At 63.3% G+C, this 25,920-nt stretch carries 23 protein-coding genes; 7 read left to right on the forward strand and 16 right to left on the reverse strand.

Annotated elements, in window-relative coordinates:
* Nucleotides 1-48 precede the first annotated feature (48 nt).
* Nucleotides 49-777, forward strand: coding sequence for a phosphatase PAP2 family protein (locus CAG46_RS06960; RefSeq protein WP_085614288.1), 729 nt, complete (start codon nt 49-51; stop codon nt 775-777).
* Between the two features lie 199 nt (nt 778-976).
* Here CAG46_RS06960 and groL read toward each other — a convergent pair whose 3' ends face one another.
* The 5 genes from groL to CAG46_RS06985 form a co-directional block, all read right to left on the reverse strand.
* Nucleotides 977-2,617 carry a chaperonin GroEL gene (gene groL, locus CAG46_RS06965; RefSeq protein ID WP_085592107.1) on the reverse strand — a complete coding sequence of 547 codons (1,641 nt, stop codon included), beginning with the start codon at nt 2,615-2,617 and terminating at the stop codon, nt 977-979.
* Nucleotides 2,618-2,665: 48 nt separating this feature from the next.
* Complete coding sequence (locus tag CAG46_RS06970) at nt 2,666-2,959, reverse strand: co-chaperone GroES (RefSeq protein ID WP_003260750.1); 294 nt, start codon at nt 2,957-2,959, stop codon at nt 2,666-2,668.
* Between the two features lie 322 nt (nt 2,960-3,281).
* The gene (locus tag CAG46_RS06975; RefSeq protein WP_025340530.1) at nt 3,282-3,743 is read right to left on the reverse strand and encodes an FxsA family protein; all 462 of its coding nucleotides are present in this window, start codon (nt 3,741-3,743) and stop codon (nt 3,282-3,284) included.
* A gap of 67 nt (nt 3,744-3,810) precedes the next feature.
* Nucleotides 3,811-4,542, reverse strand: coding sequence for a HugZ family protein (locus tag CAG46_RS06980; protein ID WP_085614289.1), 732 nt, complete (start codon nt 4,540-4,542; stop codon nt 3,811-3,813).
* Nucleotides 4,543-4,691: 149 nt separating this feature from the next.
* Nucleotides 4,692-5,702 carry a DUF481 domain-containing protein gene (locus CAG46_RS06985; protein ID WP_085614290.1) on the reverse strand — a complete coding sequence of 337 codons (1,011 nt, stop codon included), beginning with the start codon at nt 5,700-5,702 and terminating at the stop codon, nt 4,692-4,694.
* 166 nt (nt 5,703-5,868) lie between these two features.
* Between CAG46_RS06985 and CAG46_RS06990 the strand changes: the two genes are divergently transcribed.
* On the forward strand, nt 5,869-6,222 hold the full coding sequence (locus tag CAG46_RS06990; protein WP_085592113.1) for an MGMT family protein: 354 nt from the start codon (nt 5,869-5,871) through the stop codon (nt 6,220-6,222).
* Between the two features lie 43 nt (nt 6,223-6,265).
* The gene (locus tag CAG46_RS06995) at nt 6,266-7,813 is read left to right on the forward strand and encodes an AmpG family muropeptide MFS transporter (protein WP_025340534.1); all 1,548 of its coding nucleotides are present in this window, start codon (nt 6,266-6,268) and stop codon (nt 7,811-7,813) included.
* Nucleotides 7,814-7,945: 132 nt separating this feature from the next.
* On the opposite strand, the gene CAG46_RS07000 is transcribed toward CAG46_RS06995, so the two are convergent.
* The 3 genes from CAG46_RS07000 to CAG46_RS07010 form a co-directional block, all read right to left on the reverse strand.
* A complete protein-coding gene (locus tag CAG46_RS07000; RefSeq protein WP_025340535.1) occupies nt 7,946-9,190 on the reverse strand; it encodes an MFS transporter in 1,245 nt (414 codons plus the stop codon).
* 204 nt (nt 9,191-9,394) lie between these two features.
* Nucleotides 9,395-10,237, reverse strand: coding sequence for a mechanosensitive ion channel family protein (locus CAG46_RS07005; RefSeq protein WP_025340536.1), 843 nt, complete (start codon nt 10,235-10,237; stop codon nt 9,395-9,397).
* Between the two features lie 114 nt (nt 10,238-10,351).
* Nucleotides 10,352-10,837 carry a YajQ family cyclic di-GMP-binding protein gene (locus tag CAG46_RS07010; protein WP_016713577.1) on the reverse strand — a complete coding sequence of 162 codons (486 nt, stop codon included), beginning with the start codon at nt 10,835-10,837 and terminating at the stop codon, nt 10,352-10,354.
* A 100-nt stretch (nt 10,838-10,937) separates the two neighbouring features.
* On the opposite strand from CAG46_RS07010, the gene CAG46_RS07015 reads away from it, so the two are divergent.
* From CAG46_RS07015 to CAG46_RS07025, 3 genes are read left to right on the forward strand one after another with little or no spacing between them, the layout of a single operon-like run.
* Nucleotides 10,938-11,855 carry a putative 2-dehydropantoate 2-reductase gene (locus CAG46_RS07015; RefSeq protein ID WP_085614291.1) on the forward strand — a complete coding sequence of 306 codons (918 nt, stop codon included), beginning with the start codon at nt 10,938-10,940 and terminating at the stop codon, nt 11,853-11,855.
* Between the two features lie 38 nt (nt 11,856-11,893).
* Nucleotides 11,894-13,924 (forward strand): ATP-binding protein, encoded by a 2,031-nt coding sequence (locus CAG46_RS07020; RefSeq protein WP_075046254.1) that lies wholly within the window; start codon nt 11,894-11,896, stop codon nt 13,922-13,924.
* A gap of 1 nt (nt 13,925) precedes the next feature.
* Nucleotides 13,926-14,492 carry a cob(I)yrinic acid a,c-diamide adenosyltransferase gene (locus CAG46_RS07025; RefSeq protein ID WP_085614292.1) on the forward strand — a complete coding sequence of 189 codons (567 nt, stop codon included), beginning with the start codon at nt 13,926-13,928 and terminating at the stop codon, nt 14,490-14,492.
* A gap of 128 nt (nt 14,493-14,620) precedes the next feature.
* Here CAG46_RS07025 and CAG46_RS07030 read toward each other — a convergent pair whose 3' ends face one another.
* From CAG46_RS07030 to secA, 4 genes are all read right to left on the reverse strand, one after another.
* Nucleotides 14,621-15,565 (reverse strand): Nudix family hydrolase, encoded by a 945-nt coding sequence (locus CAG46_RS07030; RefSeq protein ID WP_061303700.1) that lies wholly within the window; start codon nt 15,563-15,565, stop codon nt 14,621-14,623.
* Nucleotides 15,562-16,194 (reverse strand): glutathione S-transferase family protein, encoded by a 633-nt coding sequence (locus CAG46_RS07035; protein ID WP_075046257.1) that lies wholly within the window; start codon nt 16,192-16,194, stop codon nt 15,562-15,564. Before CAG46_RS07035 ends, CAG46_RS07030 begins: the two co-directional genes overlap by 4 nt.
* 143 nt (nt 16,195-16,337) lie before the next feature.
* Nucleotides 16,338-17,555 carry a bifunctional glutamate N-acetyltransferase/amino-acid acetyltransferase ArgJ gene (gene argJ / locus CAG46_RS07040; RefSeq protein ID WP_023662147.1) on the reverse strand — a complete coding sequence of 406 codons (1,218 nt, stop codon included), beginning with the start codon at nt 17,553-17,555 and terminating at the stop codon, nt 16,338-16,340.
* A gap of 173 nt (nt 17,556-17,728) precedes the next feature.
* Nucleotides 17,729-20,464 carry a preprotein translocase subunit SecA gene (secA, locus tag CAG46_RS07045; protein ID WP_025340542.1) on the reverse strand — a complete coding sequence of 912 codons (2,736 nt, stop codon included), beginning with the start codon at nt 20,462-20,464 and terminating at the stop codon, nt 17,729-17,731.
* Nucleotides 20,465-20,856: 392 nt separating this feature from the next.
* Here secA and CAG46_RS07055 point away from each other — a divergent pair, with 392 nt between their 5' ends.
* Nucleotides 20,857-21,312: a DUF721 domain-containing protein gene (locus CAG46_RS07055; RefSeq protein ID WP_085614293.1), complete on the forward strand. Its 456-nt coding sequence runs from the start codon at nt 20,857-20,859 to the stop codon at nt 21,310-21,312.
* A 190-nt stretch (nt 21,313-21,502) separates the two neighbouring features.
* Here the strand turns inward: CAG46_RS07055 and lpxC are convergent, their stop codons facing one another.
* The 4 genes from lpxC to CAG46_RS07075 form a co-directional block, all read right to left on the reverse strand.
* Nucleotides 21,503-22,414: a UDP-3-O-acyl-N-acetylglucosamine deacetylase gene (lpxC, locus tag CAG46_RS07060; RefSeq protein WP_003260771.1), complete on the reverse strand. Its 912-nt coding sequence runs from the start codon at nt 22,412-22,414 to the stop codon at nt 21,503-21,505.
* Nucleotides 22,415-22,526: 112 nt separating this feature from the next.
* Nucleotides 22,527-23,723, reverse strand: a complete 1,197-nt coding sequence (gene ftsZ, locus CAG46_RS07065; protein ID WP_003260772.1) for a cell division protein FtsZ — start codon at nt 23,721-23,723, stop codon at nt 22,527-22,529.
* Between the two features lie 55 nt (nt 23,724-23,778).
* Nucleotides 23,779-25,035 carry a cell division protein FtsA gene (ftsA, locus tag CAG46_RS07070; protein ID WP_015271706.1) on the reverse strand — a complete coding sequence of 419 codons (1,257 nt, stop codon included), beginning with the start codon at nt 25,033-25,035 and terminating at the stop codon, nt 23,779-23,781.
* 14 nt (nt 25,036-25,049) lie between these two features.
* Nucleotides 25,050-25,919, reverse strand: a complete 870-nt coding sequence (locus CAG46_RS07075) for a cell division protein FtsQ/DivIB (RefSeq protein WP_025340544.1) — start codon at nt 25,917-25,919, stop codon at nt 25,050-25,052.
* Between the last annotated feature and the right edge of the window lies 1 nt (nt 25,920).

Genomic DNA, 25,920 nt, shown 5'->3' on the forward strand with positions numbered 1-25,920 from the left:
TAGCGGGCGGCCGACAATGCCCGATCTTTTTCGCGCCCTGGAGCCGTCATGCAGCAACCAACCCGCCCTCGCCCGATCAATTTCTGGCTGTACCTTGGGCTACCCCTGGCGACCGCGCTTGGCCTGATCCTGCTGGAACTGACCTCGGTCGACATGGACATTGCCAACCTGTTCTTCGACCCTGCTGCCGGGCAATTCATCGGCCGCCACAGCTATTTGCTGGAGAACATCCTGCATGACCGGGTCAAACAGGGGGTGATCCTGCTGGGCGTGATGTCGCTGGTGACCTTTGCTGCCAGCTTCTTCTGGAAGCGCCTGTTCGGCTGGCGCCGTGAGCTGGGCTGCCTGGTACTGGCACTGGGCCTGTCCACGGCGTTTGTCACACCGCTGAAGAAAGTGACTCAGGTGCAATGCCCGTGGAGCCTGACCCAGTTTGGCGGCAAGGAAACCTACAGCAAGCTGCTGGAGCCGCGGCCGGCGACCGACAAGCCCGGGCTGTGCTGGCCGGGCGGGCATGCCGCCACCGGGTTCTGCCTGTTCGGGCTGTTCTTCATGTTGCGTGATCGCAAGCCGAGGCTGGCGCGGGTGGCGTTGACGGTGGCCTTAGTGGCCGGGTCGGTGCTATCGCTGGGGCGGATGATGCAGGGGGCGCACTTCCTGTCGCACAACGTGTGGACGGCGGTGTTCTGCTGGTTGATCGGCTTGGGGTCGTATTACCTGGTTCTGTATCGTCGGGGAATGGCTGAGGTGCCTGCTGCCGAGCGTAGCGTCGCCTGACCCAGGGGCCGCTTTGCGGCCCTTTCGCCGGCAAGCCAGCTCCAGGTACAGCGCAAGTCCCAGTGTTGGCGCAATCCTGTAGGAGCGGCCTTGAGTCGCGATGGGCTGCAAAGCAGCCCCAATGGCCCCAACAGGAAAAACAAAAAAGCCCCGGTTCTCGCGAACCGGGGCTTTTCATGGTGCAGGGGGTAAGGCTGGCTTACATCATGCCGCCCATGCCACCCATGCCGCCCATGTCAGGCATGCCAGCAGCTGGCTTGTCTTCCGGCAGGTCGGCAACCATGGCTTCGGTGGTGATCATCAGACCGCCGATCGAAGCAGCAGCTTGCAGCGCCGAACGGGTGACCTTGGCTGGGTCCAGGATGCCCATCTCGATCATGTCGCCGTATTCGCCGGTAGCAGCGTTGTAACCGAAGTTACCCGAACCTTGCTTGACCTTGTCAGCGACAACGCTTGGCTCGTCGCCGGCGTTGGCAGTGATCTGGCGCAGCGGCGCTTCAACGGCGCGACGCAGCAGGGCGATACCGACGTTCTGGTCTTCGTTGTCGCCTTTGAGGTCGGCAATGGCAGCCAGGGAGCGAACCAGGGCCACACCACCGCCAGGCACCACGCCTTCTTCAACGGCTGCACGGGTAGCGTGCAGGGCGTCTTCAACGCGGGCTTTCTTCTCTTTCATTTCAACTTCGGTGCCGGCACCGACCTTGATCACGGCAACACCGCCAGCCAGCTTGGCCAGACGCTCTTGCAGCTTCTCGCGGTCATAGTCCGAGGAAGTCTCTTCGATCTGGGCACGGATCTGCTTGACGCGTGCTTCGATCTCGGTGTCGGCGCCAGCGCCGTCGATGATGGTGGTGTTTTCCTTGGACAGGATGACGCGCTTGGCGTTACCCAGGTGCTCCAGGGTAGCTGTTTCCAGGGACAGGCCGATTTCTTCGGAGATGACCTGGCCGCCAGTCAGGACGGCGATGTCCTGCAGCATGGCCTTGCGGCGGTCGCCGAAGCCCGGAGCCTTGACCGCAGCAACCTTGACGATGCCGCGCATGTTGTTGACTACCAGGGTAGCCAGGGCTTCGCCTTCAACGTCTTCGGCAACGATCAGCAGTGGGCGGCCGGCCTTGGCAACGGCTTCCAGAACTGGCAGCAGCTCACGGATGTTGGAGATCTTCTTGTCGACCAGCAGCAGCAGCGGGCCTTCCAGCTCGGCAACCATGGTGTCCGGCTTGTTGACGAAGTACGGCGACAGGTAGCCACGGTCGAACTGCATGCCTTCCACGACAGACAGTTCGTTTTCCAGGCCCGAGCCTTCTTCAACGGTGATCACGCCTTCTTTACCGACTTTTTCCATGGCTTCGGCGATGATTTCACCGATGGAGTTGTCGGAGTTGGCGGAGATGGTACCTACCTGGGCGATGGCCTTGGAGTCGGCGCATGGCTTGGACAGGTTCTTCAGCTCGGCGACGACGGCAGCGGTGGCCTTGTCGATGCCGCGCTTCAGGTCCATCGGGTTCATGCCGGCAGCGACGGCTTTCAGGCCTTCGTTGACGATGGCCTGAGCCAGGACGGTAGCGGTGGTGGTGCCGTCACCGGCAGCGTCGTTGGCCTTGGAAGCAACTTCCTTGACCAGCTGGGCGCCCATGTTCTCGAAGGCGTCTTTCAGCTCGATTTCCTTGGCGACGGAAACGCCGTCCTTGGTGATGGTCGGCGCGCCGAAGCTCTTGGCCAGCACCACGTTACGGCCTTTCGGGCCCAGGGTCGCTTTTACCGCGTCAGCCAGAACGTTGACACCAACCAGCATTTTCTTACGAGCGGAGTCGCCGAATTTTACGTCTTTAGCAGCCATGATCGTTTAATCCTTGGAATTCTTTGGAGTAACGGGAAGTCGGGGAAATCAGCCTTCGATAACGGCGAGGATTTCGTTCTCGGCCATGACCAGCAGGTCTTCGCCATCGACTTTCACGGTGTTGCTGCCCGAGTAAGGGCCGAAAACCACTTTGTCACCCACTTTCACGGCCAGCGCGCGAACTTCGCCGTTGTCCAGGATGCGACCGGTGCCGACGGCGACGACTTCGCCGCGGTTTGGTTTTTCAGCGGCCGAACCCGGCAGGACGATACCGCCAGCGGTTTTCGATTCTTCTTCGCTGCGACGGATAACGACGCGGTCATGCAGAGGACGAAGCTTCATTGTCGATCTCTCCCAAATAGTGGTTTTCATCGGCCGGTGTCGACACCGGCGGTTTGATGCAGTCCGGCGTTGCCGGGGGTGATCCGCAATGGGCGAAGCACCTGTGTAATGTCTGGTGTCGCCACCAGAAACCTTGCGGTGACCACATACATGAGGCCGCCATATTCAATTACAAGGCTTGTTTCAGAAAATTTTTCATTAGCCTGAAAAGCTTGGGGCCGCTTCGCAGCCCTATCGCGACACAAGCCGCTCCTACAGGGGTTCGCGTACTCTGTAGGAGCGGCCTTGTGTCGCGATAGGGGCGCGAAGCGGCCCCCGGCTATTACTTGTCGCGGCGCTCGTACTCGCCTTCGATCACATTCGGCCGATGCCCGCCATCCTGCGGCCGGGCCTGGAACGGGTCGTCCTGGAAGGCGCGCTGGCGCATGGCCTGGGCCTCGGCACGCTCGCGCATCTTGCGCGCGGCCAGGTGACGGGTGAATGGCAGCAGGCACAGCAGGCCCAGCACGTCGCTGATGAAACCTGGCAGCAACAGCAGGCCACCACCAACGGCCAGCATCATGCCCTGGAACATGTCCTCGGCGGGCAGTTCGCCACGCTGCAGGCTTTCACGGGCGCGCAGTGCGGTGGCCAGACCGGCCACGCGCATCACCAGCACACCCAGGGCGGAGCCGGCGATGATCAGCAGCAGCGCCGGGAAGAAACCGATGGCGGCACTGACCTTCACGAAGACGAACAGCTCCAGCACGGGAAACAGTAGAAACAACAGTAGAAAAGCACGCATCAAAGCATTCCTCGTCGGAAGAGACCCTTCCTGTAAGACCAACAAATGGATGCGGGCGCTCGGCTTTTCAACCCTCGACTTCCGTCGCAACCGGCCACTGGTCGGCGCGCGCCAGCAAAACCAGGGCTTCGCGGACTTGTGTCGGCGTATTGCAAGTACTTGGGAAAGGCAACCAGTGCACCGCCTGGCCGATACGCAGGTGCATGCCTTCGCTGTCTACCCCGACCATCTGCGCTGGCGCATGGTTTGGCAGCTCGGTCAGTTGCACATAGTGGGCGATGGCGTTGGCGTGGTCGTTGTTCATGTGCTCGACCATGCTCGCCTCGGCTTTACCGGCGAACGGGTTGGCCAGGGTTACCTGGTCAAGCCAGTGGATCGCGCCGAAGCCGCCGATGTAGCGGTGGCGCACCGGCTGCAGCACCCAGAAGTCGAAGTCGTGGGCTTTGTGGTAGTTGGCCGCGTCCGGGAAATAACGGTAGTAGCGCTCGGCGGCGGCCTCGATGGCGGCCTCCTCCACCAGCTTGTGCGCCTCGGCCATCACCGTCAGGCGCCCCACGGCCTGCACGTCCTCGGCTTCGCGTTCGCCCACCAGCAGCGAGCACTTGGGGTCTTTCTGCAGGTTGTGGGTGTGCTGGGCGATGCGGCTGATGAGGATCAGCGGGTTGCCCTGAGCGTCCAGGCAGTACGGCACGACCGAGCCGAAGGGGAAGCCGGGCATCGACTTGGAATGGGTCGAGAGCACGCCGCGGTATTCCTTGAGCAGCAGCTCCCGGGCGGGGCGGATGGCATTGGTACTCACTTGGGGGCGGCTCCTGATATCGGGCTGGATGGGACAAGATAAGCATTATCAGATCCAGTGCCAATGGGGCTGCTTTGCAGCCCATCGCGACATAAGGCCGCTCCTACAAGGGATCGCGTACATCCTGTGTCGCGATAGGCCGCAAAGATTTACCAGGTAACGCCGAAGCCTGCGGTATAGCGGGTCTTGTTCAGGTCACTTTCACGCGTACCGGTGATGACGTCCTTCTCCGCCTTGAGGTTGAGCGAGGCCCACTCGGTGACCTTGTAGCGCAGGCCAATCTCGGCATCCAGCGCGTAATCGGCCACGCCACCCAGCGGCTTGGCGAACTCGCCGTTGGTGAACAGCTGCACGTTCTTGCCAATCAGGTAGCGGGTGTAGTCCCACTTCACCGCCGCGGAATAGAAGTTGTCCTTGGCGCCATCCTGGTATTCGAAGTCGGTACGGTTGATCAGCGAACCCAGCGAGAATGCGCCCAGTTCGTCGTCCCAGAACTGGTAACCCGGGCCAGTACCCACGGTGCGCTGGCGGGCGAGGTCTTCGATGCGGTCGCGCTTGTACTCTGCGCGCCCCTGCCAGAACCACTTCTCGGTAAGGAAGCGGTCCAGGGCGTACTCGGCACTCCAGTTGTCGGTGGTGGTGACGTCGTCCTTGGTCTCGCGGTTGTATTCGCCTTCGGCGTTGTGCCGCCAGCGGCCATGGCGGGCGCTGGTCTTGAAGCCGATGTCGTAGTCGTCGGTGTCGTTCTCGGCGCGCTTGTAGTCCAGCGCCACGTCGACGTTGCCCTTCCACACGAAGTCCTCGACCAGTGGCTTGGGCTTCATGATCTGCTCGATGCTGGCCAGCTCCACGGTCTTCGGCGCCTCGCCATTGGCCAAGGTCACCTTGCCGGGCTCGGCGGCCTTCAGCGACTTGGCGCGCTCACCGCTGTAGGCGTCCTGCTTGACCAGCATCTCCTGGTCGCTCTCCAGGGTCTGGACTTCTTTCCAGTCCAGGGCGATGGAACCGCCATAGGGGGTTTCCAGCAGCAGCTTGCCGCCGTCGAAGACTTTGATCTTGCCGCTGAGCCGGTCGCCGTTCTTCATCCACACGGTGTCGGCGAACACCGGGGAGGCGCACAGGGAAACAGCAAGCAGGCACAACAAGGATCTAGAATACATAAGCGGGCTATGATTTGCGGACTACGGGTTCGATTTGACGAAAAAAGCCGGGCATTATCCAGATAACCACGACCAGAGCAAGGAAAGACCGGGAGCATGCCGTTGAGTTCAACTCTCATTTGCCAGACCGCCGGTCCGGTTTCATCTGCAGCCCAGTGGGGGCCTGATGTCTGACGGATATGAGCACGCCCTGGACTCCGCCGAGGGCCGACGAACGGCGCTGTATTCGGTACTCGGCCAAGTGCCGGCCGGCAAGGTGGTCAGCTATGGCCAGTTGGCCGAACTGGCGGGGCTTGGGCGGGCGGCACGCTGGGTCGGGCGTACCCTCGGGCAACTGCCCGCGGACACTCGCCTGCCCTGGCACCGGGTGCTTGGCGCAGGTGGCCGGCTGAGCCTGGCACTGGGTACCCCGTCTGGGGATGAACAACGGGCGCGACTGCGTGCGGAGGGTGTGAATGTAACCAACAATCGTGTGGATATGACGCGCCATGGCTGGCGCCCGATGGAGCACAGCGGTTAGAGTGCGCGCTTTGTTTTCGCAAACTTGAGGCAGATGTTGGCCCATGCCCCGTAAAACCTGGCGCGCTGCGCTTGCTGCCTATGCCAGCCCGTCAACCTTGGTACTTTTGCTGCTCGGCTTCGCTGCCGGTCTGCCTTACATGCTGGTGTTCTCCACCCTTTCGGTGTGGTTGCGCGAAGCCGGCGTGGCCCGCGAGACCATTGGCTACGCCAGCCTGATCGGCCTGGCCTACGCCTTCAAGTGGGTGTGGTCGCCGCTGCTCGACCAATGGCGCCTGCCACTGCTCGGCAGCCTGGGGCGTCGGCGTTCGTGGCTGCTGCTGTCGCAGGCGCTGGTGGTGGTCGGGCTGGTCGGCATGAGCCTGTGCGATCCGCAGCAGCACCTGTCATGGCTGATCGCCCTGGCAGTGCTGGTGGCCTTCGCCTCCGCTACCCAGGACATCGCCGTCGATGCCTACCGCCTGGAAATCGCCGACGACCAGCGCCAGGCTGCGCTCGCTGCCAGCTACATGGCCGGCTACCGCGTGGCGGCCCTGCTGGCCACGGCTGGTGCACTGTTCTTCGCCGAGTGGTTCGGCTCCACCGGTTTCAGCTACCTGCACAAGGCCTGGGCCGGCACCTACGTCATGTTCGCGGTGATGATGCTGCCCGCCGTGTTCACCACCCTGATCATGCGCGAACCGCCCGTACCCATGCGTACCCAGCTGTCGGCAGCGCGCTATGGGCTGGTGCACCAGCTGGCCTCGGTGTTCGTATTGATCATCCTGCTGGTTTCGGTACCGGCGAGCTTCACCCAGATGTTCAATACCGGCTGGTCCAGCGTCATCTCCGGTGATGCCACGCCACTGGACCTGCTGCTGGAAGACCGCGCCTTCCTGCGCCTGATCCTCTACGTGCTGCTGACCTGGGCGTGCCTGTCGAGCCTGGGCCGTCGTGGCCTGGCCCCGGTGCTGACCCCGGTCAACGACTTCATCGCCCGCTACCGCTGGCAGGCCCTGCTGCTGCTCGGCCTGATCGCCACCTATCGCATGTCGGACACGGTGATGGGCGTGATGGCCAACGTGTTCTACATCGACATGGGCTTCACCAAGGACCAGATCGCCAGCGTCAGCAAGATCTTCGGCCTGATCATGACCCTGGTCGGCGCCGGGGTTGGGGGCCTGCTGATCGTGCGCTTCGGCATCATGCCGATCCTGTTCATCGGCGGTGTGGCCTCGGCGGGCACCAACATCCTGTTCCTGATGCTGGCCGACATGGGCCCGAACCTGCAGATGCTGGTGGTGACCATCTCGCTGGACAACTTCAGCTCCGGCATGGCCACCTCGGCCTTCGTCGCCTACCTGTCGAGCCTGACCAACCTGAAGTTCTCGGCTACCCAGTACGCGTTGCTCAGTTCGATCATGCTGCTGTTGCCAAGGCTGATCGGGGGTTATTCGGGGGTGATGGTGGAGAAGTTCGGTTACCACGACTTCTTCCTGATCACTGCCCTGCTGGGCGTGCCGACCTTGATCCTGATTGCCCTGCAATGGCGCCAGGAGGCCGGGCCGGGCAAACCGGTGGCAGAGGAAGGTTCGGCGGCCGAGCGGCCCTGACAGATTTGTATTGCCTGTACTGGCCTCTTCGCGGGTAAACCCGCTCCCACAGGTACAGCACAGCTCTCGAGGGCAGTGCTGTACCTGTGGGAGCGGGTTTACCCGCGAAGAGGCCGGTACAGGCAATAAAGTTTACTGAGCAACAGCCCCCTCACCAGGCCGCCCACCCACCACAAACCACAGTGGCCACAGCGCCAAGGCCCCCGCCACACCCGCCGCCAGGGCAAAGTGCAGCAAGCTGGCCCCGGCGCCAATCATCGCCAGCACCGCCCCACCCAACCCCAGCAAGGCGATGGTGATCATCCCCAGCATGGCCGATACCAGGCCCTTGCTCTGCTCGCTGGCGAACAGCGTCATGCGATACAGCACCGCGTTGGCCACGCCCAACCCCAACGCGTACAGCGACATGCCCGCCACCACGCTGGTCACGCTCGGCCAGTACCAGGTCGCCAGCACCATCAGGCACAGGCCGGCCAGGTATGGCCACAACGCACCCCGCACCAGCGCCGGCAGCGGATAGCGGTCGGCGATGCGGTTGATGATCAGGTTGCCCAGGATCAGCCCGCCAAACACCGGCAACTGCCACAAGGCGTACTCCATGGTGCTCAGCCCCTCGTCGTGGATCAGCAGCACCGGCGACAGGCCGATCCAGCCAATCAGCGGCAGACCGACCAGGCCCAGAGCCGCGCTACCAGCGACAAAGCGGCGGTTGGCCAGCAACTGGCCGTAACCGGCCAGCAGCGGCAGCAGGTGGATCGGCGTGAATGCCAGGCGCGAGCCATCACGGCGCTCCACGCCAAGGGTTTCCGGCATCAGCCGGTGCAACAGTAGCCAGGCCAGAACCGCGCCGATGGCAAAGGCCACGAACAGCCAGCGCCAGTCCAGCCACTGCAGCAGCAAGGTGCCCACCAGCGGCCCGAGCAGTGGCGAGAGCAAGGCGATGTTGGCCAGCAGGGCCATCATGCGCACGGCGTCCGCTTCGCTGAAGGCTTCGTTCAGGGCCGGGTAGCTGACCGTGACCACAAAGCCCAGGCCGATGCCCTGCAGCAGGCGCAGCAAGTTGAACAGGCCGATGTCGTGGACCCAGAAGGTAGCCAGGCAGGCCAGGCCGAAGAACGCGCAGCCGATCAGCAGCAACGGGCGCCGGCCATAACGGTCGGCCAGCGGGCCGATCAGCCATTGCAGCACCACGCCACCCAGCAGGTACAGGTTGAGGGCGTGGGGAATGTATTCGGGGCTGGCGTTCAGGTCGCCGACCACCACCGGCATGGCCGGCATGACGGCGTCGCTGGCCAGGTAGGTGAGCAGCTCGAACAGCGCCAGGGTCAGGCCGAACAGCAAGGCGCGCAGGGGGGTGATGTACAGCAGTGGTTTCATGATGGCGTATCGGGTGTGGCAGGTGGGGTCAGGCTATATGCCAGAAATGGCGGGGTATTGCTGTGAACAAGTGTAAAAAGCCGGGGCCGCTTCGCGCCCCATCGCGACACAAGGCCGCTCCTACAAGGGTTACGCGATTCCCTGTAGGAGCGGCCTTGTGTCGCGAAGGGGCGCGAAGCGGCCCCAACCGATGACAACGCGGTATTACTGCGCTGCAGTCTCCTGCACCACGCGAATCACCCGCTGCGGGAACGGAATGTCGATCCCTTCAGCCTTCAACCGGTCGCGCGCATGCTCGTTGAGCATGAACATCACATCCCAGTAATCGGCAGTCTTGGTCCACAAGCGCAACGACACGGTGATCGAGCTGTCGCCCAGGGTCGCGACCACCGCCTGCGGCGCCGGGTCGGGCAGCACACGCGGGTCCTGCGCCAGCTCCAGCAGCACGTTGCGGGCCTTCTGCAGGTCGGCGTCGTAGTCCACGCCCACATCGAACACCACCTTGCGCGTCGGCTGGCGGTTGGTGTTGGTGATGATGCCGTTGGACAGGCTGCCGTTGGGCATGATCACGGTCTTGTTGTCACCGGTGCGCAGCACGGTGTGGAAGATCTGGATGCTGTCGACGGTGCCAGCCACGCCTTGCGCCTCGATCCAGTCACCGATGCGGAACGGGCGGAACATCAGGATCAGCACACCGCCGGCGAAGTTCGCCAGGCTGCCCTGCAAGGCCAGGCCGATGGCCAGGCCCGCGGCACCGATGGCGGCAACGAACGAGGTGGTCTCGATACCGATCATCGATGCCACGCTGACGAACAGCAGCACCTTCAGCACGATATTCGACAGGGTGCTGATGAAGCCTTGCAGCGCCAGGTCGGCGTTGCGCAGGCCAACCAGCCTGCCCAGGCGGGCGCTGACCTTGTTGATGATCCACCAGCCGACCGCCAGGGTCAGCAGCGCCAGCAGCACACGGCTGCCGTATTCCATGATCAAGGGAATCCAGGTCTGGGATTGGCGGACCAGCTGATCGACTTCAGCGTTCAAATCCATATTCATCTCCTGATGCCGAGCGGCAAGTACACGGTAGAACAGGCCGCGCGCGATTGCGCAGCCCCGGCCCCCATGGACATCATTTGGCCATCGGGGTTCCGGGTGGTGCCCACATCAGTCGCGGAAGTTGTTGAACTGCAACGGCATGTCGAATTCCTTGGTACGCAGCAGGGCAATGGCTTCCTGCAGGTCGTCACGCTTTTTGCCGGTAACGCGTACCTGTTCGCCCTGGATGGCGGCCTGCACTTTCAGCTTGCCATCCTTGATGGTGGCGACGATCTTCTTCGCCAGGTCCTTGTCGATGCCTTCGCGGAACTTGGCTTCCTGTTTCTTTTCCTTGCCCGAGGCGTACGGGTCCTTGGTTTCCAGGCACTTCACGTCGATCTTGCGCTTGACCAGCGCCAGGCGCAGGATTTCCAGCATCGCTTCGAGCTGGAACTCTTCCTCGGCGGTAAGCATCACGGTCTGCTCTTTGTCCTTGAACTCGAAGGTACCCTTGCCCTTGAGGTCGTAGCGGCGGTCCAGGTCCTTGATGGCGTTGTCGACCGCGTTCTGCACTTCGTGCTTGTCCAGTTCCGATACCACGTCGAACGAAGGCATGGTTGTTCTCCCAAAATAAAAGCGCGCTCAGGCTGAAGATGGAGCGCGCTGGGTTTGACGGTTAAAATGCGGGCTCATTATAACGGGTTGCGAAACGCATATGAGCAGCACCTGGCATATTCTCGGCGCCGGTAGCCTGGGCAGCCTGTGGGCTTGCCGCCTGGCGCGCGCGGGCAAGGCAGTACGCCTGATCCTGCGTGACGGGCAACGGCTGCAGGCCTACCAGCAGGCCGGCGGCCTTACCCTGGTCGAACAGGACCAGCCCCGCCACTACGCCATCCCCGCCGAAACCGCGCAGGCACGCGGCCCGATCCACCGTCTGCTGGTGGCCTGCAAGGCCTACGACGCTGCCCCGGCCATTGCCGGCGTGGCAGCGCGCCTGGCCGAGGGCGCCGAAGTGGTGCTGCTGCAGAACGGCCTGGGCAGCCAGGACGAAGTCGCCGACCTGGTGCCCCACGCGCGCTGCATCTTCGCCTCCAGTACCGAAGGGGCGTTCCGCGAGGGTGACTGGCAGGTACGCTTTGCCGGCCACGGCTTCAACTGGCTGGGCGACCCACGCAACCCGACGATCCCGACCTGGTTCGATGACCTGCACGAGGCCGGCATCCCCGCCGAGTGGACGGTGGATATCCTCACCCGCCTGTGGCGCAAGCTGGCGCTCAATTGCGCCATCAACCCGCTGACCGTGCTGCACGACTGCCAGAACGGCGGGCTGCTGGGGCACCTGGGCGAAGTGGACGCCCTGTGCGTCGAGCTGGCCCAGCTACTGCGCCACTGTGGTCAGCCAGAAGCGGCAAACGGGCTGGACGAAGAAGTACAGCGGGTGATCCTCGCCACCGCAGCCAACTACTCTTCCATGTACCAGGATGTACGCGCTGGCCGGCGCACCGAGGTGCACTACCTGCTTGGCCACGCCTGCCGCGTCGCTGGCCGTCATGGCCTGCATCTGAAAGAGCTGGAACACCTGCGGCAGCGCCTGGTCGATAATTTGCGCGTGCGTGGTTTGCCCTGCGACTGACGCGACCCTTTCAACCGGATATGGACATTGCCTAGCCCATGACCTTGCGCCAACGCCTGGAAAACCTCCCGGTCGGGCAGAAGCTGCTGGCGGCCCTGCTGGTGTTGCTGGTGACCATCCTGCTGGTGGCCAACCTCACCTTCATCAGCGCCGCCTACTGGATCACCCAGGAAAGCATGGCGCCACAGGCGCTGCACACCATCGGCCGGCTGGTGGCCAACCCGCAACTGGCGGCCCGCGCCGGCGACAGCCCGGACACCGCCAGCGCCCTGCTCAAGGAACTGGACAGCTACACGCCGCTGCGCGCCGCCGCTGTCTACGGTGGCGATGGCCGCATACTGGCGCAACTGCAGCACGGCGAGCCGCTGGCGTTGCCCAGGCGTTTTCGCGACATCGACGGCTGGCGCCTGATGGAGTTTCGCAGCACCCAGCTGATCCGCATGCCACGTGACGCCAACCCGCCCGCGCACCTGCTGCTGGTAGCCAGCAGCGAACTGCCCACGGCTTTCTACACCGGCACCCTCAGCGCCAGCCTGGGCATCCTGGTGTTCAGCATCCTGCTGTGGATCGTCATCGCCCGGCAGATCAAGCGCCTGATCACCCAGCCGATCAACCAGCTCGAAGAGCTCAGCCGCCAGGTCACCCGCGAAGAAAGCTATGCCCTGCGTGCGCATCGCGGCAACGACGACGAAATCGGCAGCCTGGCCGAAGCGTTCAACACCATGCTTTCGCGCATCGAGGCCCGCGAACAGCAGCTCAAGCGCACCCGCGACGAGTTCCAGGAGGCCTATGACCAGGCCCAGGGCCTGGCCGAGGAAACCCGCCATACCAACCGCAAGCTGGAGCTGGAAGTCCAGGTGCGCAGCAAGATCGAGAAGAAACTCACCGGCTTCCAGAATTACCTCAACAGCATCATCGACTCGATGCCTTCGGCGCTGATCGCCCTCGACGAACAGCTCTACGTGACCCAGTGGAATCACGAAGCCACGGTGCTTTCCGGCACGCCATTGGACGAAGCGCTGAACCAGCCGATCTTCATCGCCTTCGAACCGCTCAAGCCGTTCCTGCCACAGCTGAAGGAAACCGTGGAAAAGCACCGGGTGGCGAAGATCGAGCGAGTCACCTGGCCCAAGGGCGACGACCTGCGCCACTACGCCCTGACCTTCTACCCGCTGACCGGTGGCGGCGGCCGTGGCGTAGTCATCCGTATCGACGACATCACCCAGCGCCTGTCGCTGGAGGAAATGATGGTGCAATCGGAGAAGATGCTTTCGGTCGGCGGCCTGGCCGCCGGCATGGCCCACGAGATCAACAACCCGCTAGGCGCGATCCTGCATAACGTGCAGAACATCCGCCGGCGCCTGTCACCCGAGCTGCCGCGCAACCAGGAGCAGGCCGAGGAACTGGGCATCGACCTGCCCACGGTCAACCGTTACCTGGAGAGCCGCGAAGTGCCGCTATTGCTCGACGGCATCCAGCAGGCCGGTGCGCGGGCGGCGAAGATCGTCACCCACATGCTCAGTTTCAGCCGCCGCAGCAACCGCCAGTTGGCGCCGTGCGACCTGCCGGCGCTGATCGATCAGGCGGTGGAGATTGCCGGCAACGACTTCGACCTGGCGATCGGCTTCGACTTCAAGGGCCAGGCCATCGTGCGCCAGTTCGACCCCGAACTGGGGCAGGTGCCGTGCACCGCCAACGAATTGGAACAGGTGCTGCTGAACCTGCTGAAAAACGCCGCCCAGGCCATCCACCAGCGGCCGCAGCCGAGCGAGCCCGGGCGCATCACCCTGCGCACCCGCTTGAGCCCGCCATGGGCGGAAATCCAGGTCGAGGACAACGGCGTCGGCATGCCCGAGGGGGTGCGCAAACGCACCTTCGAGCCGTTCTTCACCACCAAGGAAATCGGCCAGGGCACCGGGCTGGGCCTGTCGGTCTCGTACTTCATCATCACCAACAACCACAAGGGGCAGATGGAAGTGCAATCCACGCCCGGCCAGGGTACCTGCTTCACCCTGCGCCTGCCCCTCGGCCAGCCGGCAGCGGCGGCGCCGGCCAAAACGGAGAAATGACATGGGTTACCGCCTGTCGAAGATCTACACCCGCACCGGCGACAAAGGCGAAACCGGCCTGGGCGACGGGCGCCGGGTGCCCAAGGACCACCCACGGATCGAAGCGATTGGCGAGGTGGACAGCCTGAACAGCCAACTGGGTTTGCTGCTGGCGGGGCTGGCCGAACAAGGGTTGGATGAAGTGAGCGCGGTGTTGGCGCCATGTCAGCACCGCCTGTTCGACCTGGGCGGTGAGTTGGCGATGCCCAGTTATCAGGCGTTGAACCTGGCGGAAGTGGAACGCCTGGAGGCGGCGATCGATGTGTGGAATGAAGAGCTGGGGCCGTTGAAGAACTTCATCTTGCCCAGTGGCTCGGCGCTGGTGGCGCAGGCGCATGTGTGCCGGAGCCTGGCGCGCAGTGCGGAGCGGCGGTGCCAGCAGCTGAATGCGCTGGAGCCGTTGGCGGGGGTTGGGTTGGCGTATATCAACCGGCTTTCGGATCTGCTGTTCGTGGCGGCGCGGATCATTGGGCGGCGGCAGGGGGTGGCTGAGGTTTTGTGGCAGCCTGCTGAAAAGCCGCAGGGCTGATATTTTTGGGGCTGCTGCGCAGCCCATCGCGACACAAGGCCGCTCCCACATGGGGCGGTGTACGCAGATCCTTGTGGGAGCGGCCTTGTGTCGCGATGGGCCGCAAAGCGGCCCCAATTACAGGCGACTCAGATCTCAGGCCAGAACGCCCGGATCCCGGCCACACCCTGTGCCCCCGCTTCCCAGGCCTGCTCACGCTCACCCGGCCCTACCCCACCCAGCAGGTAGACCGGCTTGTTGAACCCGGCAATCAACCGCTGTGCCTCGTCCCAGCCCAGCGGCACCGCCTCAGGGTGTGTCCGGGTTGCCTGCACCGGCGACAAGGTGACGAAGTCCACGCCCATCTGCTCTGCCAGCGCCAGCTCTTCGGCACTGTGGCAGGACGCCGCCAGCCAGCGCTCCTTGGGGAACGGCCGGCCGTTGGCGGCATACTTGCGCAGTTGTGCAGCCGTCAGGTGCCAACCCGCGGCTGGGAAGTCACCCAGCCACTCCAGCGGCCCCTTGAGCATCAACTGCGCCTTGCCCGCGCACAGGCCGACCGCATCCACCGCCACATCGCGGTACTTGGGGTCGTACATGTCCGGGGCACGCAACTGGATCAGGCGAATGCCGCTGGCCACCGCCTTCTGGATGCCCTTGAGCATCTGCGGCACTTCCAGGCCATCGGGGGTGATCAGGTACTGGTCCGGCAGGCGCGCGGCTGCAACGATCGGTTTATTGGCCTCGGGGAATTCGTACTGGGGCAAATCACGTGGGGCAACCCATTCCAGCGGCTGACCCTCGGCGCCATGCGGCTCGCCGGTGAACGCCTCGACTTCGCGCACGTCCAGCAGCACCTGCTTGTCCGGGTAGTCGTGGCTGACCTTGATCAGCGCGCGCGAACGGCTTACCTCGATGCCCAGCTCCTCGCGCAGCTCGCGGGCCAGCGCCGCCTCGACGCCCTCACCCTCTTCCACCTTGCCGCCCGGGAATTCCCACAGGCCGCCCTGGTGCTGGGTATCGGCACGCCGTGCGATCAGAATGCGGCCGTCAGTACCACGAATGACAGCGGCTACAACATGAATCCGTTTCACCCTTCACGCTCCGCCAGGCCAGCCTGCTGCCAGGCCTGGAAGGCCGGCCACTGGTAAATGGTTTCGATATAGGCCGCCGCCTCCGCAGGCACTTCCACGCGGTAGGTGCGCAGGCGTACGGCCACCGGGGCGAAGAAGGCATCGGCCAGGCTCGGCTTGCCGAACAGGAACGGGCCGCTGTCCTTGGCCACCAGGCGGCATTCGGACCACAGTGCAACGATACGGTCGATATCGATTTGAACCTCCAGCGGCACGCTGTCCAGCGCCTGGTCGCGCGACAGGTCGAACGGCATGGCACCGCGCAGGGCGAAGAAGCCGCTGTGCATCTGCGCGCAGGCCGAACGGGCCTGGGCCCGGGCCGCCACGTCGGCAGGCCACAGCTGGGCGTCGGGGTGGCGTTCGTTGAGGTATTCGGCAATGGCCAGCGAGTCGGCGATGACACCGTGCTCGGTCTTGAGCAGCGGAACCTTGCCGGTAGCAGAGAAGGCGAGGATGCGCTGACGGGTGTCAGGCTGGTTGAGTTTGATCAGTGTTTCTTCGTAAGGCACGCCAGCCAGCTCGAGGGCCAGGGCGCCACGCAGCGACCAGGAGGAATACAGCTTGTCGCCGATGATCAGGTGATAGCTCATGGTTCGGCTCCATCGTTTGGGAATTTTGGGGCTGCTCTGCAGCCCTTTCGCGACACAAGGCCGCTCCCACATGGGGCGGTGTACGCAGGTCCTTGTGGGAGCGGCCTTGTGTCGCGATGGGCCGCAACGCGGCCCCAACTACATCAGGTACGGTACTCGGCGTTGATCTTCACGTACTCGTGGGACAGGTCGGTGGTCCAGATGGTTTCGCTGCACTGGCCACGGCCCAGCTCGATGCGGATGGTGATCTCTTCCTGGGCCATTACCTTGGCGCCCTGGTCTTCGGTGTAGCTCGGGCTGCGGCCGCCTTTGCTGGCAATGCACACGCTGTCCAGGTACACATCGATCAGGCTCACATCCAGCTCCGGTACACCGGCACGGCCAACGGCAGCGAGGATACGGCCCCAGTTGGGGTCGGAAGCGAACAGCGCAGTCTTGATCAGCGGCGAGTGGGCCACGGCGTAGCCGACGTCCAGGCACTCCTGGTGGTTGCCACCGCCGTTGACCTGCACGGTAACGAACTTGGTGGCGCCTTCGCCGTCACGGACGATGGCCTGGGCCACTTCCATGCACACTTCGAACACCGCCTTCTTCAGCGCTTCGAACAATGCGCCGCTGGCTTCGGTGACTTCCGGCAGGTTGGCCTTGCCGGTGGCGATCAGCATGCAGCAGTCGTTGGTCGAGGTGTCGCCATCGATGGTGATGCGGTTGAACGACTTGTTGGCGCCGTCCAGCATCAGGTCCTTTAGTACCGCCGGGGCAACCTTGGCGTCGGTGGCGATGTAGCCGAGCATGGTGGCCATGTTCGGGCGAATCATGCCTGCCCCCTTGCTGATGCCGGTGACGGTAACGGTCACGCCATCGTGCTGGAACTGGCGGCTGGCACCCTTGGGCAGGGTGTCGGTGGTCATGATGCCGGTGGCGGCTTCGGCCCAGTGGTTTTCCGACAGGTTGTCGAGGGCAGCCTGCAGCGCGCCTTCGATCTTCTCGACCGGCAGCGGCTCGCCGATTACGCCGGTGGAGAACGGCAGTACCGACTCGGCCGGTACGCCGGCCAGCTCGGCCAGCTTGGCGCAGGTGCGTTCGGCGGCGGCCAGGCCTGGCGCGCCGGTGCCGGCGTTGGCGTTACCGGTGTTGGTCAGCAGGTAGCGCACGGTGCCCTGCACACGCTGCTTGGACAGGATCACCGGCGCTGCGCAGAAGGCGTTGAGGGTGAACACGCCAGCCACGCTGGAGCCTTCGGCGCAGCGCATGACCACCACATCCTTGCGCCCCGGGCGCTTGATGCCGGCAGAAGCGATGCCGAGTTCAAAACCCGGAACCGGGTGCAGGGTGGGCAAAGGACCAAGACCAACAGCCATTAGAGCGCTCCTAGAAAATACGGTTGATATCGAAAAACGGGGCCGCTTCGCGCCCCATCGCGACACAAGGCCGCTCCCACATAGGACGGCGCAGCGTTGCGGCTGTGCGCTATCCCTGTGGGAGCGGCCTTGTGTCGCGATAGGGCCGCACCGCGGCCCCAATTCAGGTCAGATCACTCGATCTGCCCGTGGCAATGCTTGAACTTCTTGCCCGAACCACACCAGCACGGCTCGTTGCGGCCCAGCTTCTGCTCGTTGCGCACCGGTGCCGAGGCAACGGCCACTTCGGCGCCCTCCTCGTTCAGTTGCTCGCTTTCCAGGCCCGGGGCAGCGGCATGCTGGAACTGCATGCGGCTGGCCAGTTCCTCGGCCTCGCGGCGCAGGCGGGCTTCCTCTTCGACCGGGTCTTCGCGGCGTACCTGAACGTGCGACAGCACACGGATGGTGTCGCGCTTGATCGACTCGAGCAGCTCCTGGAACAGGCTGAAGGATTCGCGCTTGTACTCCTGCTTCGGGTTCTTCTGCGCATAACCACGAAGGTGAATACCGTGACGCAGGTGGTCCATGGTCGACAGGTGGTCTTTCCACAGGTCATCCAGCACGCGCAGCAGGATCTGCTTCTCGAAGGTACGCAGGGCTTCCATACCGGCCTGGTCTTCCTTCTCGGTGTACGCGGTGGTGATTTCGTTCAGCAGCTTCTCGCGCAGGGTCTCTTCGTAGAGGTGATCGTCCTCGTCGAGCCACTGCTGGATCGGCAGCTTCATGGCGAAATCGCTGGCAAGCGAAGCTTCCAGACCGGCCACGTCCCACTGCTCTGGCAGCGACTGCGGCGGAATGTGCTGGCTGATGGTAGCGTCCAGTACTTCCTTGCGGAATTCGACGATGGTGTCGCCAATGTTCTCGGCGGCCAGCAGGCTGTTGCGCATGTGGTAGATCACCTTGCGCTGCTCGTTGGCCACGTCGTCGTATTCCAGCAACTGCTTGCGGATGTCGAAGTTGCGGCCTTCGACCTTGCGCTGGGCCTTCTCGATGGCGTTGGTGACCATGCGGTGCTCGATGGCCTCGCCGGACTGCATGCCCAGCGCCTTCATGAAGTTCTTCACCCGGTCAGAGGCGAAGATACGCATCAGGCTGTCTTCCAACGACAGGTAGAAGCGGCTGGAGCCCGGGTCGCCCTGACGGCCGGAACGGCCACGCAGCTGGTTGTCGATACGGCGCGATTCGTGGCGCTCGGAAGCGATCACGTGCAGGCCACCCGTCTCGATCACCTGCTGGTGACGCTTCTGCCAGTCGGCCTTGATCTGGGCGATCTGCTCGGCGGTCGGGTTTTCCAGGGCAGCCACTTCGGCTTCCCAGTTACCGCCCAGCAGGATGTCGGTACCACGGCCGGCCATGTTGGTGGCGATGGTCAGGGCACCTGGCGCACCTGCTTGCGCGATGATCTCGGCTTCCTTCTCGTGGTACTTGGCGTTGAGCACCTTGTGGTCGATACCTTCCTTCTTCAGGAGGTTGGACATGTGCTCGGAGGTTTCGATGGTCGCAGTACCCACCAGCACCGGGCGGCCCTGCTTCATGCTTTCCTTGATGTCGGCGATGATCGCGGCGTATTTCTCGTCGGCGGTCAGGTACACCAGGTCGTTGAAGTCTTTACGCGCCAACGGCTTGTTCGGCGGAATGACCATCACGTTGAGCCCGTAGATCGACTGGAACTCGAACGCTTCGGTGTCGGCGGTACCGGTCATGCCGGACAGCTTGGTGTAGAGGCGGAAGTAGTTCTGGAAGGTGGTCGAAGCCAGGGTCTGGCTCTCGGCCTGGATGTTCAGGTTCTCTTTGGCTTCGATGGCCTGGTGCAGGCCTTCGGACAGACGACGGCCCGGCATGGTACGGCCGGTGTGCTCGTCGATCAGCAGGACCTGGCCGTCCTGGACGATGTATTCGATGTTGCGGTGGAACAGCTTGTGCGCACGCAGGCCGGCGTAGACGTGGGTCAGCAGGCTCAGGTTATGCGCCGAGTACAGGCTCTCGCCCTCGGCCAGCAGGCCGGACTGGGTGAGCATCTCTTCGATGAACTGGTGACCGGCTTCGTTCAGCTCGACCTGACGGCTCTTCTCGTCGATGGTGAAGTGGCCTTCCTGGGTGACCTGGCCTTCGACCTCTTCGATGTGCTGGGTAAGGCGCGGGATCAGACGGTTGATCTCGATGTACAGCTTGGAGCTGTCCTCGGCCTGACCGGAGATGATCAGCGGGGTACGCGCTTCGTCGATGAGGATGGAGTCGACTTCGTCGATAACGGCGAAGTTCAGTTCACGCTGGAACTTCTCGTCCTGGCTGAACGCCATGTTGTCGCGCAGGTAGTCGAAACCGAATTCGTTGTTGGTGCCGTAGGTGATGTCGGACGCGTAGGCGGCGCGCTTTTCTTCCGGCGGCTGGAAGGCCGAGACGATGCCGACCGACAGGCCGAGGAACTCGTACAGCGGGCGCATCCAGTTGGCGTCGCGGCGGGCCAGGTAGTCGTTGACGGTGACCACGTGCACGCCCTTGCCGGACAATGCGTTGAGGTACACGGCCAGGGTACCGACCAAGGTCTTGCCTTCACCGGTACGCATTTCTGCGATCATGCCCTCGTGCAGGGTCATGCCACCGATCAGCTGCACGTCGAAGTGGCGCATGCCCATCACGCGCTTGCCGGCCTCACGGGCCACGGCGAAGGCTTCAGGCAGCAACTGGTCCAGTGTCTCGCCTTTGGCCAGGCGCTCCTTGAACTCTGCGGTCTTGCCCCGCAGTTGCTCGTCGGAGAGGGCCACCATCTTCTCTTCGAGAGCATTGACGATGTTCACCGTCTTGAGCATGCGTTTGACTTCACGCTCGTTCTTGCTTCCAAAAAGTTTCTTTAACAAAGGCGCAAACATATCGGCAGGATCTTCCACACGTAGGGATGGAGGGCGGCCCCATGAGTCGCCCGTGCAGCCCTGAGGCCGCATGCGAACGAGCATTCTACCCGGAAACGATGGTGAGGAAAGTGGTGGATTTCCACGATGCTTGTACAGCGTTTTGGCGGGGGCTTGTTTTAGATAGGGGCATTTTCCCTGAGTTCAAGGTTCGGGAAGATGAAACGTATCGAGAATGAGTCTTGTCCTTGGTTGCCTGCACGGGCCTCTTCGCGGGCTTGCCCGCTCCCACAGGTATTTCGCAACACTTGAGACCTGTGGTGATCCTGTGGGAGCGGGCAAGCCCGCGAAGAGGCCGGTGCAGGCTACAAGAGGTGTTAAACTGCCGATCTTGTAACCTCATGCACATACCCATGGCCTACAAACCCTCCCCCGCCCAGCCGCCCTCGGCCCTGCTCCGCCAGGTCCGCCCGCTACGCCTGCTGCTGAACCAGGCCGAACGCCTGGAGCACCTGCAGCGCCTGCTGGAAAGCCAGCTGCAACCAGCCGCCCGTGAGCATTGCCATGTGGCGTCGTGGCGCGATGGCACATTGTTGCTGGTGGTAACCGACGGCCACTGGGCAACCCGCCTGCGCTATCAGCAGAAACGCCTGATGTCGGCATTACAGGCCATGGAGGCGTTCGCCAACCTCAGGCGCATCCTGTACAAGGTCCAGCCCCCGCTGGTGCCAGCCAAGCGTGGTGGCCATGCTGCGGAACTGTCCAATAACGCAGCCGAGAGCCTGCGCGATACCGCCGAGGGCATCACTGACCCCAAGCTGCGCGCAGCACTGGAAAGGCTGGCAGCTCACGCCCAGGACAAGCGCTGACACCTTCGGGACTGCTACGCAGTCCATTCGCGGGCACGCCCGCTCCCACAGGTACTGCGCCGCTCCAGAGGCAGTGAGCACCTTGTGGGAGCGGGCGTGCCCGCGAATGGCCGGACCTGCCCGGCAAAATGCGTCAGCCATAAAAAAGGCCACCCGAAGGTGGCCTTAATGAACTAGAGAGTGTTCGAACTTACACGGCCGCAACAGGGCGCATGTACGAGATCGGTGCCGTGCTGGCATCTTCGAAGGTGACCACTTCCCAGGCATCGGTTTCGGCAATCAGCTTGCGCAACAGCTGGTTGTTCAGCGCGTGGCCGGACTTGTAGCCCTTGAACTCGCCGATCAGGCTGTTGCCCAGCAGGTAAAGGTCGCCAATGGCGTCGAGGATCTTGTGCTTGACGAATTCGTCATCGGAACGAAGGCCGTCTTCGTTGAGCACACCGGTCTCGTCGACCACGATGGCGTTCTCGACACTGCCACCCAGCGCAAGGTTGTGCTTGCGCAGGTACTCGATGTCACGCATGAAACCGAAGGTACGGGCGCGGCTGACTTCCTTCACGAACGAGGTGCTGGAGAAGTCGACGACCGCACTCTGGGTCTGGCCCTTGAGGACCGGATGATCGAAGTCGATCTCGAAGCTCACCTTGAAACCGTCGAAAGGCAGGAAAGTGGCGCGCTTGTCGCCCTCTTCCACGGTTACCTCACGCAGGATGCGGATGAACTTCTTGGCTGCGTCCTGTTCTTCCAGGCCGGCAGACTGAATCAGAAATACAAAGGGTCCGGCGCTGCCATCCATGATCGGCACTTCCGAGGCGGAGAGCTCGACGTAGGCGTTATCGATGCCCAGGCCCGCCATGGCGGAGAGCAGGTGCTCGACCGTATCGACCTTGACGTCACCGTTGACCAGCGTCGTCGACATGGTTGTCTCGCCGACGTTGGCCGCGCGCGCCGGGATTTCGACCACAGGGTCGAGGTCGGCGCGGCGGAAGACGATGCCGGTGTCAACAGGTGCAGGCTTGAGGGTCAGGTAAACCTTCTCCCCGGAGTGCAGACCGACACCTGTGGCACGGATGGTATTCTTCAGGGTGCGTTGTTTAATCATGGCATTGGCCGCTTCAGCGCAAATTGCGAACAGGTATCAACAAAGGCTGGGGATGATAACAGACCCAACCTTTGATGAATACCAATCACCTTTATACCCCTGATAAATTCCATTAATCAGCCTGACGACGCAGGAATGCCGGGATATCGAGGTAGTCCAGGTCATCCTGAGGGTTCAGTTTAGCGGCTGCAGCAGCACCTGCATGGGCCTGGTTGCGCATTACGGTCGGGCGCTCCAGGTCACGGTAGTTGACCGCAGGCTGCTCCTGGCGAACCGGCGCCGGGTTGGAAGCCTCGTACACCTGCTGGGCAGTCTGCAGGGTGTTGTCGACCACCTTCACAGGCTTCTCGATGCGCGCGCCCAGGCCGGTGGCCACTACGGTCACGTGCAGTTCGTCGCGCATGTCCGGGTCGATCACGGTGCCAACCTTGACCATGGCGTGGTCGGAGGCGAAGGCTTCGATGATGCTACCCACGTCGGAGTACTCGCCCAGCGACAGGTCAGGGCCTGCGGTGATGTTCACCAGGATGCCGCGGGCGCCCTGCAGGTTGACGTCTTCCAGCAGCGGGTTGCGGATCGCTGCCTCGGTGGCTTCACGCGCACGGTTCGGGCCGCTGGCGCAGCCAGTACCCATCATGGCCATGCCCATTTCACCCATCACGGTACGCACGTCGGCGAAGTCGACGTTGATCATGCCCGGGCGCTTGATGATATCGGAGATACCGCGCACGGCACCGGCCAGTACGTCGTCAGCCTTGGCGAAGGCGGACAGCAGGCTGGCATCCTTGCCCAGGATGGTCAGCAGCTTCTCGTTGGGGATGGTGATCAACGAGTCGACGCTTTCGGCCAGCATGCGGATGCCTTCATCGGCGATCTGCATGCGCTTGCGGCCTTCGAACGGGAACGGACGGGTCACCACGGCAACGGTGAGAATGCCCATTTCCTTGGCCACTTCGGCGATGATCGGCGCTGCACCGGTACCGGTACCGCCGCCCATGCCAGTGGTGATGAACACCATGTTGGTGCCCTGCAGCACTTCAGCGATGCGCTCACGGTCTTCCAGCGCGGCCTGGCGGCCGACTTCCGGATTGGCACCGGCACCCAGGCCCTTGGTCACGCCAGTGCCCAATTGCAGGATGGTGCGCGCGCCGATGTTCTTCAGCGCCTGAGCATCGGTGTTGGCGCAGATGAACTCCACGCCTTCGATGCTGCTCTTGACCATGTGGTTGACGGCGTTGCCGCCACCACCGCCAACACCGATCACTTTGATGACCGGGCTTTGCGGGACGTTGTCTACGAGCTCGAACATTTTCCCTCTCCTTACAGTTCTCTAGTTGTCGCGCCTACCACTACTGCTTTGAAACTTAGAAATTGCCCTGGACCCAGCGCTTGAAGCGTTCAAGCACTGGAGCCTTCGGTTCATCGCCATAGCTGTTGTTGCTGCTGTTACCGGTCAGGGGCAGGTCTTCGGTCTGCTTCTGCAGGCCGTAGGTGAGCAAGCCCACGCCGGTGGAATAGATCGGGTTGCGAACCACGTCGCTAAGCCCCCGAACGCTGTGCGGCACGCCCAGGCGTACCGGCATGTGGAAGATTTCCTCGGCCAGTTCCACGGCGCCTTCCATCTTCGCGGTGCCGCCGGTGAGGACGATGCCGGCCGGCACCAGGTCCTCGTAGCCGCTGCGGCGCAGTTCGGCCTGGATCAGGGTGAAGAGCTCGTCGTAACGTGGCTCCACCACCTCGGCCAGGGCCTGGCGCGACAGCTCGCGCGGTGGGCGATCACCCACGCTTGGCACCTTGATGGTCTCGCCAGCGCCAGCCAGTTTGGCCAGGGCGCAGGCGTAGCGGATCTTGATTTCTTCGGCGTACTGGGTCGGGGTACGCAGGGCCATGGCGATGTCGTTGGTCACCTGGTCGCCGGCAATCGGGATCACCGCAGTGTGACGGATCGCGCCCTCGGTGAAGATGGCGATGTCGGTGGTGCCACCACCGATGTCCACCAGGCACACGCCCAGCTCTTTTTCATCGTCGGTCAGCACCGAGTAGGCCGAGGCCAACTGCTCGAGGATGATGTCGTCGATTTCCAGGCCGCAGCGGCGTACGCATTTTTCGATGTTCTGCGCCGCGTTGACCGCGCAGGTGACCACGTGGACCTTGGCTTCCAGACGTACGCCAGACATGCCCAGCGGCTCGCGCACGCCTTCCTGGTTGTCGATCACGTAGTCCTGCGGCAGGGTGTGCAGCACGCGCTGGTCGGCCGGGATGGCAACGGCCTGGGCGGCGTCGAGTACGCGCTCCAGGTCGGCCAGGCTGACCTCGCGGTCGCGGATGGCGACGATGCCGTGGGAATTCAGGCTGCGGATGTGGTTGCCGGCCACGCCGACGAAGGCCGAGTGGATGCGGCAGCCGGCCATCAGCTGCGCTTCTTCCACGGCGCGCTGGATCGACTGCACGGTGGACTCGATGTTCACCACCACGCCTTTTTTCAGGCCGCGGGACGGATGGGTACCGATCCCGACGATTTCCAGGGTGCCGTCCTCGCCCACTTCACCCACCAGCGCCACCACCTTGGAGGTGCCGATGTCCAGCCCGACGATCATTTTGCCGCTATGCGCGTTTGCCATGGTCCTGCCTCTCTCTAATTCTTCGCAACGGCGGGTTGGGCCGTCGTCGGTGCAATCGGTTCCCGCCAACCAACGGCAAGTCCGTTGGAGTAACGCAGATCAATGCGGGCGATAGTGCTGATCTGGTCTTTGAGTGTCTTGTCGTAAATGGCAATGAAACGGCGCATCTTCTCCACCAGATGGTCGCGCCCCAACAGCAGCTCGATGCCCGGCCCGGCGCTGCTCGCGCCCGTGGTCAGGAACCAGCTGCCTCGCTCGCGCAGCTCCAGGCGAGCGATGGAAAAGCCCAGGGGGCGCAGCATCTGGCTCAATACCTGATACTGCTGCATCACTTGTTGCTGAGCACGCTGCGGCCCGGCCAGCTGCGGCAGGTGCTCGTAGTTGGCCAGTTCGCGCGGGGTGAAGGCCTGGCCCTGGTTGTTGAGCAAGGCTTCGTCACCCCAGCGCGCCACCGGCAACTGTTCTTCCAGGCGGATCACCACCTCGTCGGGCCACACCCGGCGCACTTCGGCGTGGGCGATCCACGGCATCTGCTCGAGCTCTGCGCGCATCGCCGGCAGGTCGACGCTGAAGAAGCTCGCTGCCACGTAGGGCGCGATACGCTGCTGCACCGACTGCTGGCTGATGTAGCTGAGGTCGCCCTGCACGTCGATCTTGGTGATCGGCCGGTCGGCGTACGGCATCAGGCGAATGGCGCCCTCGTAGGCGCCAAAACCGGCCGCCACAAGCAGCACCGGCCACAGCAGGCGCTTGAGACCACCCAGGCTTGGCCGAGGCAGGCGCGCCGATACGGGCTCGTCGGCCACCAGCCGGCTGGCACCACGCGGCACCGGCTTGCTACGGCCGGTAACGGGTTGCTGCTGACGTATCATCGCGCCTTGCATG

The organism is Pseudomonas sp. B23(2017) (assembly GCF_002113725.1).
Classification (GTDB): domain Bacteria; phylum Pseudomonadota; class Gammaproteobacteria; order Pseudomonadales; family Pseudomonadaceae; genus Aquipseudomonas; species Aquipseudomonas putida_Z.

Bases quoted from the DNA above. Each gene is read 5' to 3' on its own strand.
- CAG46_RS06985 (WP_085614290.1), bottom strand. From the start codon at position 5,702: ATGTATTCTAGATCCTTGTTGTGCCTGCTTGCTGTTTCCCTGTGCGCC.
- groL (WP_085592107.1), bottom strand. From the start codon at position 2,617: ATGGCTGCTAAAGACGTAAAATTCGGCGACTCCGCTCGTAAGAAAATG.
- lpxC (WP_003260771.1), bottom strand. From the start codon at position 22,414: ATGATTAAACAACGCACCCTGAAGAATACCATCCGTGCCACAGGTGTC.
- CAG46_RS07020 (WP_075046254.1), top strand. From the start codon at position 11,894: ATGACCTTGCGCCAACGCCTGGAAAACCTCCCGGTCGGGCAGAAGCTG.
- CAG46_RS07075 (WP_025340544.1), bottom strand. From the start codon at position 25,919: ATGCAAGGCGCGATGATACGTCAGCAGCAACCCGTTACCGGCCGTAGC.
- CAG46_RS06960 (WP_085614288.1), top strand. From the start codon at position 49: ATGCAGCAACCAACCCGCCCTCGCCCGATCAATTTCTGGCTGTACCTT.
- CAG46_RS07000 (WP_025340535.1), bottom strand. From the start codon at position 9,190: ATGAAACCACTGCTGTACATCACCCCCCTGCGCGCCTTGCTGTTCGGC.
- argJ (WP_023662147.1), bottom strand. From the start codon at position 17,555: ATGGCTGTTGGTCTTGGTCCTTTGCCCACCCTGCACCCGGTTCCGGGT.
- CAG46_RS06990 (WP_085592113.1), top strand. From the start codon at position 5,869: ATGTCTGACGGATATGAGCACGCCCTGGACTCCGCCGAGGGCCGACGA.
- CAG46_RS07005 (WP_025340536.1), bottom strand. From the start codon at position 10,237: ATGGATTTGAACGCTGAAGTCGATCAGCTGGTCCGCCAATCCCAGACC.
- secA (WP_025340542.1), bottom strand. From the start codon at position 20,464: ATGTTTGCGCCTTTGTTAAAGAAACTTTTTGGAAGCAAGAACGAGCGT.
- CAG46_RS07035 (WP_075046257.1), bottom strand. From the start codon at position 16,194: ATGAGCTATCACCTGATCATCGGCGACAAGCTGTATTCCTCCTGGTCG.
- CAG46_RS06995 (WP_025340534.1), top strand. From the start codon at position 6,266: ATGCCCCGTAAAACCTGGCGCGCTGCGCTTGCTGCCTATGCCAGCCCG.
- CAG46_RS06975 (WP_025340530.1), bottom strand. From the start codon at position 3,743: ATGCGTGCTTTTCTACTGTTGTTTCTACTGTTTCCCGTGCTGGAGCTG.
- CAG46_RS07015 (WP_085614291.1), top strand. From the start codon at position 10,938: ATGAGCAGCACCTGGCATATTCTCGGCGCCGGTAGCCTGGGCAGCCTG.
- ftsZ (WP_003260772.1), bottom strand. From the start codon at position 23,723: ATGTTCGAGCTCGTAGACAACGTCCCGCAAAGCCCGGTCATCAAAGTG.
- CAG46_RS07010 (WP_016713577.1), bottom strand. From the start codon at position 10,837: ATGCCTTCGTTCGACGTGGTATCGGAACTGGACAAGCACGAAGTGCAG.
- CAG46_RS07055 (WP_085614293.1), top strand. From the start codon at position 20,857: ATGGCCTACAAACCCTCCCCCGCCCAGCCGCCCTCGGCCCTGCTCCGC.
- CAG46_RS06970 (WP_003260750.1), bottom strand. From the start codon at position 2,959: ATGAAGCTTCGTCCTCTGCATGACCGCGTCGTTATCCGTCGCAGCGAA.
- CAG46_RS07025 (WP_085614292.1), top strand. From the start codon at position 13,926: ATGGGTTACCGCCTGTCGAAGATCTACACCCGCACCGGCGACAAAGGC.
- ftsA (WP_015271706.1), bottom strand. From the start codon at position 25,035: ATGGCAAACGCGCATAGCGGCAAAATGATCGTCGGGCTGGACATCGGC.